The organism is Sphingobacterium cavernae, from assembly GCF_008520265.1.
Taxonomy (GTDB): domain Bacteria; phylum Bacteroidota; class Bacteroidia; order Sphingobacteriales; family Sphingobacteriaceae; genus Sphingobacterium; species Sphingobacterium cavernae.
Window position 1 is genome coordinate 13984 of the sequence record NZ_VIQM01000087.1, and the last position, 15057, is coordinate 29040.

A 15057-nucleotide genomic window follows, 5' to 3' on the forward strand; every position below is an offset into this window, starting at 1 on the left:
TATTAACAGGTCATCGCGGCTGATTATTTTTGATTTTTTCATTAATAATCAGCCATATCATAAATAATGTAATAGAGATGAATGATACTTTTGTGCTTGCTCAACCTGTCTAGCGTTCTCATATTCTCCAATTGGAAATTGAGGTGTCTTAACAGAGTCCCCAGAGAGAAAATCTGTTCTAAAATATCCAGGGTATATAAGTGTTGTGTTGATCTGAAAAGACTTCAATTCTTCGGCGAGAGATTCGCTCAGCCCGGCAACGGCAAATTTCATAGCGCAATAAACACCAAATCCAGGGAAATTTGCGACAAATCCTCCTATAGAAGAAATATTAAAAACATGACCTGATTGTTGTTTTAGTAGGTAAGGCGTTGAATGTCTGATCACGTTTAATAAGCCAAAGACATTGACTTCAAAGTTCTGTTTGACTTCTTTATCTGATAATTCTTCTTGCGTTTCAATCTGGCTATAGCCAGCGTTATTAACAATAACATCAATTTAACCAAAATGAGCGATTACTTTTTCAATTGAAGCTTTTACGTTTTCATCGTTAGTAATATCCATTTCCAATGGTAAAAAGGAATCGGAAAAATTTGGAATATTTTGTTTCAGAGACCTAATTTTTCTGGATGTTGCAGCTACCCGGTAGTTATTTGCTAATAATTTTTTTGCCAGTGATAATCCCAATCCTTTGGAAGCACCAGTAATGAACCATACCTTATTTGTATTCATATTTCTTTGTATTTGATTATGATACAAAGTTGGTTAGAATGAAAATGATTGAGTTTTCCAAATCTATGGTTGTATTGTCCAGATCTAAAGTCCTCTTTATAAGGAAGCCGAAAAAGATAAAAACTGGACTGTGCTTTAAAATGTTAATTTCATTTTCCCACAAACGTTCTTCTTGTTTGGTACGAAACATCTCTTTCCGCACGCCCCAAAACTCTTTGCTGGTAGCCGTAGTTCCATATTTAGCTTGGTGAGTAGCCAATGCCAATGTAAGATTAGAATACAAATATAAACTTCGGATACCATCTTCTTGCTGATTTCTTAAATGCTGTTCAATAGCCTTTTCAACCGGTTCTTTTATTTTAGGTGATTGACTTATGCCGTCTTTCGGTATTATAGAACCGCACATAATCTTTCACCTGTCGGTATAAATCGCCCCTCCGTTTGGTGGGTTCAGGTATATCTTCTCCCTTTTGAGCGAGCGTCAGAACCGTTCGATATAGATATTGTCTAACGCACTGCCTTTGCCGTCCATGGATATTTTCACCTCATGGCTTTTGAGTGCTTTGATGAATACCGCAGATGTGAACTGGGAGCCCTGATCCGTATTGAAGATTTCCGATTTGCCATGCCTGTGTATGGCATCCGTCATTACCTCCCGGCACAATTCTGCACTCATCGTATTGGCAACGTTCCACCCCATGATCTTGCGGCTATAGACATCGATGATGCCAAACATGTACATGAATCCGCGGGACATCGGAATGTAGGTGATATCCGCCTGCCAGACCTGATTGCGCCTTTCTATCTTAAGGTTCCTGAGCAGATAAGGGAATTTATAATCAGCCTTATTTGCCTTGCTGAGATTCTTCTTGGGGTGGATAGCCTTCAGGTTCATGACCTTATACAATCGCCTGATACGCTTTTTACCAACAAAATATCCTAGGTCCATTTTCAGGTAGGCGGTCATCCGCTCCACACCATAGAACGGATAATCCAAAAACTTCCGGTCAATGGCCTTCATCACCCGTTGGTTGAATAACGACTAGCCTTGGGGCTTGAAATAGTAGCTACTGCGCGGCAACTCGATGACCTTGCATTGCTGGAAAACACTCAACTTTCTGTACCGTGGGCAAACAAGCCTGCGTTTATCATCCAAACTCATTTGCCCAATACTTTTTTTAGGAAATCCACTTGTATCTGTAATTCCCCGATTTTCGAATAAAGCTCCTTCTTCTCCGCGGAATCATCCTTGGGCCGGTCTTGGTCCTTAATGAAAACCGATTCCGCATTATTCAGAAAGTCACGTTTCCAGGTATTGATTTCCGTAGCATAAACCTCATATTTGGCCGCCAGTTCGTGGACCGTTTGCTGTTCTTTGATGGCTTCGATGGCTACTTTCGCCTTAAAGCCTACAACTTTTAATTCTTTTCCACAATAATCACAATAACCATCTTCATAATTTTGTTAAAAAAAACGATTAATGCTTTTGTCATCAAATGTTTGATACAAATATGTATATCAGGAATGTTGCTTAGATTACTATTTTCTAATTCAAGCCATCTTTGTTTAACTCCTCCCATTTTATTAATTCACCGTTCTATATTGGAAAACAAATTTAATGAATTAATACTGTCTTCAACAAACAGCAATCAAAAATTAACCAAGCGACGTTCTTTTGCTTCTCCTATGTTTGTATAATTATAATCTAAGTGAAGAAGAGTGAGAGTAGATTTTGCTTTAAATAGCCGTACGGTATATTCGGGAAAAGAGACTGCCTCCTCTTCTTTACCTTTTAGAATCTGAACAGAATGTAAGGAATCCACTCATTATCAAGAGTCGTATAGCCAGTATATCCACTCAGGAGAAAAGATGACGAAAGGTTTTCACTTATCTAAAAAAAAATAAGATGAGAGTATTATTAAAACAAACGGTAGGCATCGATGTGGCACAAAACGAATTGGTTGTATCACTTGGCCGAATGGATGAGCAGCTCAGTATAGAAGTTTATGCTTATAAAGTATTTGCAAATACTAAAAAAGGTTATTCAGCTCTTGTATCGTGGGTCAATAAGCAGACATCGACCTCAATAGAGATACGGTATGTAATGGAAGCGACAGGTGTTTACCATGAATCCCTGGCATACTATCTATACAATGTTAAAAAACAAGTCAGTATCGTTTTACCGAATAAGATCAGCAATTATTCGAGAACACTAGACATAAAAACGATAACGGACAAGAGTGCATCACAAGCCATTGCGAGATTTGGTTTGGAAAGACAATTGGAAGTTTGGGAACCTCCTTTAAAAATATACAATGATTTGAAGCAACTTTGTCGAGAGCGTGAACAGTTGATACAGGAGCGTACAATGTTAAAAAATCAATTGCATGCAGACCATACTTCTGAAACTTCAAATGCCAGTTCAGTGAAGAGAACAAAAAAAAGAATATCCATAATAGATCTGCAGGAAAAAGAAATACGTGAAGAAATAGCTGTACTCATCAAAGGAGATCACGTTTTAGCGGATAAGATGACAATAGTATCTTCTATTCCGGGAATAGGAAGCCTAACAGCTGTAACAATTATAGCTGAAACAAATGGCTTTGAGTTGATAAAAAATAAACGACAGTTAGTCAGCTATGCAGGATTGGATGTAAAAGAAAAGACTTCTGGAACTTCAGTGAAATCGAAACCCCGAATCTCCAAGCGGGGTAATCGCTATTTAAGGAAGGTAATGCATTTTCCTGCTCTAGCTGCAATCAGAACAGACGGAGGGTTCAGAGAGATTTTTTTAAGATTAGTTTCAAAGCATGGAATTAAAATGAAAGCTGTTGTGGCCATACAAAGAAAACTATTAGAGTTAACTTTTATTTTATGGAAAAATAATTCATATTATAATCCGCAATTTGTAGATTATTCCATAGAATTAAAAAGAGGGAGGTCGATTTAAAACTAATCAGTTCCAAATCGACCTCCCTATAATTTATTTAAAAGGTTTTAGATTATACTACTACCCCTGAATTTTATTGCACTATCTTAAGAATAGTATTTTTTCTTCAGCCACAGGCTTGCTCTGACCAGTAGTATGAGTACAGGAACTTCCACTAAAGGTCCAATGACACCAACAAAAGCTTGTGGAGAATTAATACCAAATACAGCAATTGCAACCGCTATGGCCAGCTCAAAATTGTTTCCTGTAGCAGTAAAGGAAATTGATGCATTTTTGTCGTAAGGTACTTTTAAGGATTTGTTTACAAAGAAACTTACGAAGAACATAAGAATGAAATAGATTACAAGTGGAATAGCTACTTTTAATACATCCATTGGCAGCTCCACTATTTTTTCACCTTTGAGACTGAACATTAATACAATCGTGAACAACAGTGCGTACAGTGTTATTGGTGAAATTCTTGGAACAAATTTTCTATTGTACCACTCGATCCCTTTTGATTTTACTAAAATGTATCTGCTTAAGAATCCCGCCAGAAATGGAATACCAAGATAAATAAGTACACTTTCTGTAACGTCTTTCATGGAAACGCTGACATTGAAATTTGCAAGACCTAATTTCCCGGGTAGAACATTGATAAATAACCACACAAAAAAACTGTAGGTGAATACCTGAAAGATACTGTTCAAAGCTACCAGAAGTGCTGCATATTCTCTATTTCCTTTTGCTAAATCATTCCATACAATAACCATAGCAATACATCTTGCCAAGCCAATAAGGATCAAACCTATCATGTAGTCAGGCTCATTTCTCAAAAACAAAATGGCCAGGACAAACATTAAAACAGGTCCGATAATCCAATTTAACAAGAGTGAGATACTAATGACCTTTTTATCCTTAAAAGCTGTAGGTAAAAGGGAATAATCCACTTTGGCAAGTGGTGGATACATCATCAGTATCAATCCAATTGCTAATGGAATATTGGTTGTGCCCACTGATAATGAATCAGTGATCTTTGAAATTCCGGGAAATATGAACCCTAACCCGACACCTATTGCCATAGCAAGGAATATCCATAAGGTCAGGTATCTATCAAGAAATTTTAATTTTGGCTGCATACTATTTTAATTTATTCCTATTGTTTTACTTCTTCTTTCCATAATAACCGTGTCACGCCAGGTATCTCCGAGCTTTCCGATTTTTTCTCGGCGACCAATTATTCTAAAACCGGCACTCTTATGAAGAGCTATTGTTGCTTCGTTTTCTGGAAACATTCCACTCTGTAATGTCCATATTCCATTAATCTCACTTTCGACTATCAATTTTGCCATGAGTGCTTTTCCTATTCCTTTACCTTTATGATCATCAGAAATATAAATACTCACTTCTGCCACTCCGCCATAGACGCAACGATCACTAACAGCAGACAATGCTGCCCATCCCACTACAGTATTATCAATCATAGCAGCAAAACGGCTATGATTTAATTTGCTTTTGTCCCAATGTTCCCAATTAGGAACGGAGGTTTCAAAAGTCGCATTTCCAGTTTCGAGGCCCTGTCTATAGATTTCTGCGATTTCAGGAAACTGTTCTTGACCAAATGAAATTATATCCATATTATTTCTTTATTTGTGAAAAGACATAAAGCATTTCTGATGCTATCTGTAAACTTCTTTCTGCGTAGACCTGCGTTTGTTCCGGGGTATTGTCAGAAGCTTTGGGGTCATCGTATTTTATTGGAAATCTATCCTCTGCTCCAAACACAATTGGACAGCCTTCATCCGCATTATTGCAGGTCATAATTGCTCCGAATTCATTTTTTGGATTAAAGTTACTGTTATATTCTTTGGAGAAACAGATTACAGCAGCTTCATTTTGTGCGTACTTTACTGCATAGACAGGGTTTTCGTTCTCGCTAAGTTTTTGGATCTGAAAACCTTGGTTACTTAACGTTTCTGCTACTTTAGGAAACATCGCTGTTGCCTCAGTGCCACCTGAATAGCAATATACGTTCTTAACGCCAAAATGATAAGCCATAGTCTGTGCCCAGATCTGCGATAAATGACTTCTTCTACTGTTATGGGTACAGATGAAATTTAAACGGATCGTCTGGTCAGTTTCTATTTTCCTCTGCACATAATCAACTAAAGGTTGCAAAACTATTTTTCGTTCTTCTGATATCGCACCAGCTGAGAGTGCTTCGATATTTTTTATAAGTGTTTGGTTCATTTCTAAATTTTAAAATTAATAGCCTCTTCTTAAATTTTCTGCATATTCATTAGGTAGTGGGCTGTTTTCCACTGCTTGTGCCGCTTTTTCAATATCATAATCAAATCGAATAAATTCAACTTTGATACTGTCTTTATTAAGCACAGAACTATTATCATTGATCGTTAACATAACATAGCCTCCACGCACATCATTATCTTTTGGTTTTCCCACAGAACCGATATTAACTGCATGGCGATAATGCGGAAGATCCTCAGTACCTGAATTTAAAATGCGATGATATGGCTTATGGGTATGTCCGAAACACATAATATCTGCATCTGCCTGCTCCATGATCCTGAGCAAGCTTTTTTCCTCCCGGTCTTCAAACAGATATTCATTTATTCTTCTTGGGCTGCCATGTACTAATAGAAGATTTAATTTGTCTTCATTAAGCTGGAACTCAACTTTGATGTGTGCAGGAAGTGTTCGCAGATAGGAGCGTTCATCGTCCTTCATAATGGAGTTTGTAAAAGAAATGGAAATGTTACCATTGTCTTTTTCACCGTCAGTTTTATAGGCACAACCACATTCGTTGCTCATACGCCCAATGCCAAAATCATAATTTCCGGCAATGGTTGGTATTTTCCTTTTTCGAATCTCATTGACAACCTCGTTGGGCCAAATATTGTAACCTACAAGATCTCCCAAACAATAAATACTATCCGGATTACGGATTTCTACATCTTTAAAGAAAGCTTCCAGTGCAGGTAAATTAGCGTGAATATCGCTGAATAATGCAATTTTCATTTTAGTTATTTTGGTTTAAAAATTCTTCGATTTCAGCAATGGTCTGTTTTGCTATTCTGTTTACCCCTATTAATGTTGCAGAGGCGTAACCAGTCCAGTTGCCATATCCTACAAGCCATAGTCCGGTCACTTCTAAGGACTTGCTTTCTGTAGTTTTTGCAATGCCCTTTTCATCCGTTTCTATAAGTGATTTAAGATAAGAGGTATTGTAACCGAAACCTGTGCACCAAATAATGGCATCAAATTCCTCTTTTTCACCATTGGACCAAATTACCCCTTTATCGTATAGCTGATGGAATGTACCACTTGATGCAAATACGCCTCTTTGTTTAGCCTCTTTAACCGTTGGAACCATTACGATATTACCTAAATTGTATTGCGATGAATCAAACGGTTTTCCTTCTTTTTCTGCCTTGTATCGGGCAGAGGCAACAGTGAATAAATAATAACCATCTACATCATCAGGTAAAAATTCAGGCTCCTTTTTGGTTGACCATTTTACAGTGGTAACTTTTGAAAGCTCTGCAACAATCTGTGCGCCTGAATTACCTTCGCCTACTACTAATGTTTTCAGTCCGATAAATTTTTCAGGGTTCTTATATTTTCCCGAATGTATCTGTAGACCTTTATAATCTTCAATTCCATCAATCGTTGGGATCAATGGATTCTCCCAAGTTCCGGTTGCTGAAATAACTGTTTTGGTTTTAAAAATCCTTTGAAGAGTATGAACGGAAAATAAATCTTCATTTTTTTTAATTTCAGTAACTTCAGTACTCCTTTGAACATTCAGTTGATAATGGTCTTCATACTTGCCCAAGTAATCAATTACTTCTTGTCTTAGCGGAAACTGATGTTCAGATTTAGGCATTAGCCAACCCGGTAATGAACTGTATTCTCTGGGAGAAAAAAGAGTCAGACTATCCCAGGTATGGAGCCATGCTCCCCCCGGAATATCCTGCTTGTCAAGTATAATATACTTCAGTTTTGCCCGTCTCAGATAATATCCACAAGCTAAGGCACTCTGTCCCCCTCCAATAACAATAACATCAAAAATTTCTTCCATCGGATTTTAATACTGTTTAGAAGTTATATATTACATTCTCCGGATAGTTAGCAACAACCACCTCCGGGTGTACATGTATTGCTCTGATTTACCGTTAATTCAGAAAGGTTTTTCTTTTGCTTTTCTGATGGAATGCCACAAGCGTCCTGGGCAAGGCATGCTGTTGTTTTGCTTTTCAATACAAAGGTTTTTCCGTTAAACTCCAGATCATATTTACCGATGGTATCACTTTGATATTCAACTTCGATCTCCGAATCTTCGATTCCTAATTTCTCCTCAGAAAGTCTGATAATGTTTAACAACTTACCTGTTTTTAAACGATGTTCATAATCATCTGCATTCCAAAGCTGAAAGTTTACAGCCTTTTCATCACGGATTACACCACCGCAATCAATAAATCTTTTATTGATCTGACCCACTTCTGTAACATGGAAATGTTCAGGTACAAATGTTCCGTTTTCTAATTGAAATTCAACATTCTCTAATGTTGGAAGAATTTCTTTGATTTCTGATAATTTCATTGTTTAAATATTTTATAGTTATAATGCAATATTGCGATATTTGTTAGCAAATTTTTTTAACAGCATTTGATCTGTATCTTTTCAAAATAATATTTGAATTTTGGAACATAGACCATAATATGTACAAGGCTGATGATTATCGCACCCGGTAAAAGATTCAATGCGATGATTTTAAAAGTTTGATAGTTTTCTATCTGCTGAAAATTTTCCGTTAAACTGATGCCATCAGCATTTATATTTATTTTAATCACTAAAAAAACAGCGATAGCAGCGAAGTGGAAACCATTTACCAAAAGGTGAACAATATATTCCCATCTTGACAGCCCTCCCATAAATGCTCTACTATCTTTTTCAACATAGGCATCTACCAACAAGGTGATAATATCAGCTGCAATCAAAATGCAGCCAAATAAAAACAAATTGTTGTTTTCAATATTGATGAACAGCGAGATTAAGATGCCCGTAAATAATACGGCTCTTATTGTATGTGTAAGATGTTCAAAACGGCTTTCTTCATGTTGATAGAGGCGATATTTATATAAGTGTAAAAATACACCATCAAATACTGCCAGCAGCGAATAACTGATCAACAATATCGACGATATCAGGAAAGCAATTTCCATATGCTTAACAACATTTTTGATTGGTTACTGTAAAGATTATTTTTGAAAAATACTCTTTCAATATATCAAAAGTATTTTCATCAATGCAGTAACAAACTGAGTTGCCTTCGATGCTTCCCTGTATCAAACCCGCATTTTTTAATTCTTTTAAATGCTGTGATACAGTAGGCTGTGCTAATGGTAGTTCATTCACAATATCTCCAGTTATACAAGTATTGACTTTCAATAAATACTCGATAATAGCAACCCTCGCTGGATGTCCCAATGCTTTAGCAATAACCGCAATCTGGTTCTGGCTTTCTGTAAAATGATCTGTCTTCGTAGCTCCCATATTTGAATTATTATATTGCAATATTACGATGATGATTTGAAATATAAAAATATTATCATTTTTTTTCAATAAAAATTCTTCTAAAGACTTGTATCTTAACACAGAATCTTTTCTTTGGTCGCAGATCTGGAAAGAAAAGAAGTTGATCCAAAACCAAATGCTTGGTTACTTCTCAATTAGTGTTGGGTATTATTCTTCTCGTTATAGAGATAGAGCTTGTCTATTGGATAAGCCGTAAACCTACGTTTTGGTTATAATCGGTTTTCTATTATTTTCATATACACCAATGAAAAAAGACAAGGAGAAACAACAGTAGGAAGTAAAACCGAACAACCTGCTCCACACAAATAATCATTTAAAATACAGTTTCAAAAAGCAAATCGAATAATCTTGAGACTACTCGATTTTTTACAGAAGGTAATTCTTAATCTCCTTTCCCAATCCAACCTAAGTGGGTGTTTTTAAAATCGTCATTGAATTTTAGTCCATAGCCAAACATTCTATCCATTGATGAATGACCGAATAAAATTACTCCTGCTAATATGAGCAATGAATTATCTAACAAAAACCCAGAAATCATAATAATTATAGCTACCAATTTGTGATGGAAGAAATTATATAGGCAAGCACCTGTTTTGGTATTGATTAAATAACCAATCATTGATAAATCGGGCAATAGAATACAGATTGGGAAAATCCACCAGGAATAATCCAATTGACTAAACAGGATTATAGAAAGTATTAACTGTCCCAATTCTTCCAATTTCAAAAGATTATTCATTTTGTTTGTCATAGCTACTGATTTATTGTTATAATACAAAAGTGTAAAACTTTACTTCGGTATCTCTTGACAAAAATCAAGAATTTTCAGCCTGACGTTTTCTTATCCTGCTAAATGTTTCGGGTGACATTCCCAAAACAGAGGCAATGTATTGTAAAGGTACCTGATTAAACAACGCTTTATTTTGTTCAAAATACAAATCATACCTTTCTTCTGCTGTCATTGATAAATGAGAGAAAACTCTATTCTCAATCAATGCAAAGCATTTTAGAATCAACCTTTTTTCAATTGTATTCCATTTGGGAAATTCTTTGCAAAGTTTATGATAGTTTGTTTTGGTAATAGTCAATAACTCTGTATCGGTAAACGCCTGTATTGTCCAGCGATTAGGCTGGTCAAAAAAGAAACCTGAAACTTCCGTAATCAAGAAATTTTCAGTAGAAATCCATTGTGTAATTTCCTTTCCATCTGATAAAGCGTAAACTCTTAAAATTCCGGATTTCACGATGCTGAGCCTGTCACAAACTTTATCTGACCTTGTGAAAAAATCATTTTTTTGAAGCTGTTCTTCATGAAAATATGAATGAATTGTTGCCAACTCTTTATTGGTGAGTTGTCCGAAATGTGTCTGTATTAATTTATTAAATTCTTCCAAGGTAAGATTTTGAAATTATTGTAAATCAATCACAAAGATACAAATAGCTATCGATCAATGACAAAAGCCTATTTTAAATTTAATTTGTAATGATTTTATTGCTTCAGGAGTTCAAAACTTAATGGTCGACGTTCTTTTGCTTCTCCTATATCTTATTCCAATTTGTATAGGATTATTCTGTGTATAGAGGGAGAATAAGAATATGGAAATTCAATGCTGTATTAGCTTTCTGTATATTAGGAATGGTATTATGTATACCGAATATTATTATCAACAAAAATATAGTTAACACCATTTTCACAAGCAGCGCAGCAGCGTTAATGCCTAGTTATTTTTTGGAGAATAATTATGCTAACAAAATCCGCAAGAAAATTAAGGTAGATTATTGAATACTAAATTTCAAATCTTAATAATCTACCCTAACTACTATAAATTCTAAAGCTCAATTAAAGCTTTTATAACTTTATTCTCAGGCTTAAAAAACGTGTCAAATTCCTGCGCTACGCTTTCAAATTCAAGCCGATGTGTGATAAAAGTATAAGGATATATTTTTTTTGATTTGATAGTATCCATTACGAATTGAAAATCTTGCTTTGTTGCGTTTCGACTACTCATTAAGGTTGACTCTCTTTTATGAAATTCTGGATGGCTAAAACTGAAATTGTTTTTTTGAATACCGACGAGGACGAAAGTCCCTCCATGTGCCAAATATTGAAGAGATTGTTCTATAGCTCTTAGATTTCCGGTAGCATCAAAAATAGCTGTGGGCATTTCACCTTTCGTAATTTCTTGTAGCTTTTCGAGCGGTTCATCGACTCCAACATGTATCGTATGTGCAACGTTTAATTTCTCTCTACAAAATTGTAATCTGTCTACATTGAAATCCATCACAATTACATTTGCGCCAGCAATACAACTAAATTCTATAAGTCCTAACCCTATAGGACCTGCCCCCACAACGAGTATATTTTCTCCTACCTGAACATTAGCTCTCCTAATAGCATGTGCGCTAATAGCAAAAGGCTCAACCAAAGCCAATTCATCCAAGTCCAATCCTTGCCCTTTAATAATTAATTTGTTTGGCGCAACCATATATTCAGTCATTCCACCATCAATATGCACCCCCAACACCTGCATAGAGACACAACAGTTGTCCTTACCTCTCTTACATGCGACGCACCGCCCACAAGATTTGTAAGGAATTAGTGTCACATATTCCCCAATCTGAAAATTCGGATCTGTAGTTTCGACTATTTCTGCCGCTAACTCGTGGCCTAAAACTCGGGGATAATTGAAATATGGTTGTGTTCCTTCGAATGCATGTATATCTGTACCGCAAACCCCTACTCTTCTTATTCTTAATAAGGATTCTCCATCGTTTACTTTTGGTATTTCTGTTTCGTGGTATTCAAAATTATGAGGATTTTCGCATTGAAGAGTTTTCATTATATAAATTTGGCTATAGTATTTTTGATTATTTAAGGTTTACACGTACAATTCGACCTGTATTTGTAAGATACATGTATTTTTCATCGGCAGATAATGCGACATTCGATACAGGACTTTTGAATCTAATTTTACCTAGAAGTTTAGCATTAGCATCAAAAATCCAAACACCACCAGGACCACTTGCCAGTACAATATTACTTTTGGTTATTTTAAGTCCATCTGGTAAGCCTGAAGATCCATCCAATGTAGGCGTTGCATCGTAAAAAATCGTTGGCTCTTGTTTCAGATTGTTTGTATTTAATACATACCAAGTCGCACTTCGTGGATCAGAATTGCTTACAATTATTTTATTTGATTTCGGAAAAATCGCAATACCATTTGGTCTAGTCAACTTATCCGTTAATAGGTTCAATTTTCCATCTTTTTTGAATACAAAAACACCATTAAAGTCTAGCTCCTTTGCTGGATCTGTATCATTTTGAGATGGTAAACCATATGGAGGATCCGTGAAAAATAAATCTCCATTGGAATGGTATACCGCATCATTTGGACTATTCAATTTTGATTTCTCATAGCTATTTACTATTGTCACATAGTTAGGTTTAGGTGATTTTAGTGAGCTATTCATACGTCCCATTTGACGATCCCCGTGTTGACAAAGCACCAAATTACCCTTCGGGTCTAACAACAAACCATTGCTACCTGGTTCGCGCGTAGCAGCTGTTGCAGTTTCAGTATATCCACTTGGATTTAAATACAGTTCCATGCCTTTTGCTTCAGTCCATTTATAAACCGTATTGGAAGGAATTTCGGAGAATAAGAGCATTTTCTCTGACTCTACCCAAAGTGGTCCTTCTGTCCAACGCAGTCCTTCTATCAACACTTCGACCTGCGCATTGGCATTAACAATATTTTTCACCTTTTCATCCAACACTTCAAGCTCTAGTTTTTCAAACTTAATTTGCTGAGAAAATACAGGTATTTGACATGCCATTGAGATTAAAAATGCAATAATGTATCTTCTGGTGATCTTCATGGTAGTTTATCTTTGGTATCTTATGAAGATAGGAAAAATATTTTTTTCACGACTCATTATGTAAGTTTTAATACATGAGCAATGTCATTTTTCTGTGCATCTTGCGGCCATTCAATCTGTAAAATATCTGCATTTTGTTTGAAAACCAATGGCTTTTTATAACCAAGTAATTCGATCTTTCTAACTTTCAAACCTTTGGATGTTGTTGTTCCCAAAGATTGAATTTTAACTTGCTTTGATTCTGGTTGACCCATTACGAAAGCATACAGAGATTTACCTTTTTGAGTAAAACGAAAATCTTCAGCAACAAGCGGCTTTCCTCGACCTTCATTGAATCCTTGAGCATGCAATTCTGGAGCATGTGCTATGGCTGAGCCTTCACCAAAGGTGTGCCACGGCCTAGTTCCTATGATTGCTTCACTATTTAACTGCATCCAGTTAGCAATACCTTCTACCGTTGCTCGTGCTTTGTCATCAACAGAACCATCTCCACGCATTGGAACACTTAATAAGAGATTGCCATTTTTGCTGACTACATCCACCAACATATGGATGACCGTTTTTGCTGACTTATAATGCCCCCTATCGTATACTCGACGATCATAATGCCACGATCCTATACAGGTACATGTCTGCCAGGGCTCGGGTTCTATGCGGTTACTTTGACCTCGCTCGATATCCCAGATCATACATTTACGCTGTTGCTCATCCAGTATTTTTCCGGTAATGACAGCTTCTAACTTACCTTTATTGTCCTTTATACTTTTATTGTAGTAATGGGCAGCAATTTCCAAACCCACATTACTCACAGGCCATAATGGCAACGCCGTATCGTCAAAGTAAACTACATCAGGATTATAATTATCTATTAATTCTATCGTTCGATATTTGAAATTTTTACAGTATTCATCGGTTGGTACGCTAACGCCTGTATTTACGTCCCAATGCCATTGCTCGTGCACTTTGTGATCATTCAAGCTGTCTTTGCTCAATTCATGATTTTGCGCATAGAGTTCTTGTGGATCATATCCTTCCCACCATGTTCCTTTACCATCTTCTTTTTTTAATTTTCCATCGTAAGGCACACCTTGAAGAGGACCATTTTTATCCGATCGCTGAGCCGTCTCGTACCAAGTCCATGCATGTGCGGCATGAACACTTACACCAAATCGCAATCCGCGTTTACGTGCAGCCTTTTCCCATCCTCCAACGATATCCTTCTTAGGGCCAAAATTTAGACTATTCCATTTGTGGTGACTACTCTTGTATAAATCCAAATTATCGTGATGATTTGCCAAGGTCATGAAATATTGTGCTCCTGTGCGCTTGTATAGATCCATCAATTCTTCTGGATTCCATTTTTCGGCTTTCCACAAATTGATTACATCTTTAAAACCAAACTTTGAAGGATGTCCATATTTCTCGACATGGTATTTGTACTGATCAGAACCTTCTTGATACATTCCTCGCGCATACCAGTCGCCACGCTCGGGCTGACATTGCGGTCCCCAATGCGCCCATATACCGAATTTTGCATCACGAAACCACTTTGGTACATTATACTCTTCCAGCGATTTCCAAGTCGGATTAAATGGAACTTTTGTCCAATTGCTAATGGTTGTAGCAGCAAATGACTTACTTAAAAATAAGGTTGGGATTATAGCTCCGATAGATTTTATTACACTCCTTCTATTCATAGTAATCGTTTTTTACTCAAGAAATTCCACACTTTACACAGATATATTACTTCGTAAAAAGTATACCCTCTAGAAAGTGATTTGATTTGAGCGTATTATAATTGGATTTATTAGATGTCTCTTTTCAAATGTAGTACTAAACAACAGTATAAATGTAAAATTTATCGACTAGTAGTAGTACTTTATCGACTTTTAAATATT

At 36.3% G+C, this 15057-nt stretch carries 16 protein-coding genes and 1 pseudogene; 1 reads left to right on the forward strand and 16 read right to left on the reverse strand.

The window, feature by feature from the left end; all coding sequences use genetic code 11:
• Positions 1 to 57: 57 nt before the first annotated feature.
• The 3 genes and pseudogenes from FLS47_RS15485 to FLS47_RS15495 form a co-directional block, all read right to left on the reverse strand.
• A pseudogene (locus FLS47_RS15485) lies at positions 58 to 732 on the reverse strand (SDR family oxidoreductase).
• A gap of 16 nt (positions 733 to 748) precedes the next feature.
• Entirely contained in the window at positions 749 to 1138 is a 390-nt protein-coding gene (locus FLS47_RS15490) for a hypothetical protein (RefSeq protein WP_149915247.1), read from the reverse strand.
• Between the two features lie 75 nt (positions 1139 to 1213).
• Positions 1214 to 1753, reverse strand: coding sequence for an IS3 family transposase (locus FLS47_RS15495; RefSeq protein WP_149915248.1), 540 nt, complete (start codon positions 1751 to 1753; stop codon positions 1214 to 1216).
• An 885-nt stretch (positions 1754 to 2638) separates the two neighbouring features.
• On the opposite strand from FLS47_RS15495, the gene FLS47_RS15505 reads away from it, so the two are divergent.
• Positions 2639 to 3682 carry an IS110 family RNA-guided transposase gene (locus tag FLS47_RS15505; protein WP_149915249.1) on the forward strand — a complete coding sequence of 348 codons (1044 nt, stop codon included), beginning with the start codon at positions 2639 to 2641 and terminating at the stop codon, positions 3680 to 3682.
• Positions 3683 to 3768: 86 nt separating this feature from the next.
• Here the strand turns inward: FLS47_RS15505 and arsB are convergent, their stop codons facing one another.
• From arsB to FLS47_RS15570, 13 genes are all read right to left on the reverse strand, one after another.
• On the reverse strand, positions 3769 to 4800 hold the full coding sequence (gene arsB / locus FLS47_RS15510) for an ACR3 family arsenite efflux transporter (protein ID WP_149915250.1): 1032 nt from the start codon (positions 4798 to 4800) through the stop codon (positions 3769 to 3771).
• A 6-nt stretch (positions 4801 to 4806) separates the two neighbouring features.
• Positions 4807 to 5298, reverse strand: a complete 492-nt coding sequence (locus tag FLS47_RS15515) for a GNAT family N-acetyltransferase (protein WP_115170682.1) — start codon at positions 5296 to 5298, stop codon at positions 4807 to 4809.
• A gap of 1 nt (position 5299) precedes the next feature.
• Positions 5300 to 5911 (reverse strand): arsenate-mycothiol transferase ArsC, encoded by a 612-nt coding sequence (locus tag FLS47_RS15520; protein ID WP_149915251.1) that lies wholly within the window; start codon positions 5909 to 5911, stop codon positions 5300 to 5302.
• Between the two features lie 15 nt (positions 5912 to 5926).
• Complete coding sequence (locus FLS47_RS15525) at positions 5927 to 6700, reverse strand: metallophosphoesterase family protein (protein ID WP_115170680.1); 774 nt, start codon at positions 6698 to 6700, stop codon at positions 5927 to 5929.
• A gap of 1 nt (position 6701) precedes the next feature.
• On the reverse strand, positions 6702 to 7763 hold the full coding sequence (locus FLS47_RS15530; RefSeq protein WP_115170679.1) for an ArsO family NAD(P)H-dependent flavin-containing monooxygenase: 1062 nt from the start codon (positions 7761 to 7763) through the stop codon (positions 6702 to 6704).
• 47 nt (positions 7764 to 7810) lie between these two features.
• A complete protein-coding gene (locus FLS47_RS15535; protein ID WP_115170678.1) occupies positions 7811 to 8284 on the reverse strand; it encodes a DUF6428 family protein in 474 nt (157 codons plus the stop codon).
• 56 nt (positions 8285 to 8340) lie between these two features.
• Positions 8341 to 8907, reverse strand: a complete 567-nt coding sequence (locus tag FLS47_RS15540; protein ID WP_115170677.1) for a hypothetical protein — start codon at positions 8905 to 8907, stop codon at positions 8341 to 8343.
• 4 nt (positions 8908 to 8911) lie between these two features.
• Positions 8912 to 9340 carry an ArsR/SmtB family transcription factor gene (locus tag FLS47_RS15545; protein ID WP_394349536.1) on the reverse strand — a complete coding sequence of 143 codons (429 nt, stop codon included), beginning with the start codon at positions 9338 to 9340 and terminating at the stop codon, positions 8912 to 8914.
• 322 nt (positions 9341 to 9662) lie between these two features.
• On the reverse strand, positions 9663 to 10031 hold the full coding sequence (locus FLS47_RS15550; RefSeq protein ID WP_223225352.1) for a DUF4260 domain-containing protein: 369 nt from the start codon (positions 10029 to 10031) through the stop codon (positions 9663 to 9665).
• Between the two features lie 64 nt (positions 10032 to 10095).
• Positions 10096 to 10674: a Crp/Fnr family transcriptional regulator gene (locus FLS47_RS15555; protein WP_149915252.1), complete on the reverse strand. Its 579-nt coding sequence runs from the start codon at positions 10672 to 10674 to the stop codon at positions 10096 to 10098.
• A gap of 435 nt (positions 10675 to 11109) precedes the next feature.
• On the reverse strand, positions 11110 to 12120 hold the full coding sequence (locus tag FLS47_RS15560; RefSeq protein WP_149915253.1) for a zinc-binding alcohol dehydrogenase family protein: 1011 nt from the start codon (positions 12118 to 12120) through the stop codon (positions 11110 to 11112).
• A 28-nt stretch (positions 12121 to 12148) separates the two neighbouring features.
• Positions 12149 to 13159 (reverse strand): SMP-30/gluconolactonase/LRE family protein, encoded by a 1011-nt coding sequence (locus FLS47_RS15565; RefSeq protein WP_149915254.1) that lies wholly within the window; start codon positions 13157 to 13159, stop codon positions 12149 to 12151.
• Between the two features lie 56 nt (positions 13160 to 13215).
• Positions 13216 to 14856, reverse strand: coding sequence for an alpha-L-fucosidase (locus tag FLS47_RS15570; protein ID WP_149915255.1), 1641 nt, complete (start codon positions 14854 to 14856; stop codon positions 13216 to 13218).
• Positions 14857 to 15057 lie beyond the last annotated feature (201 nt).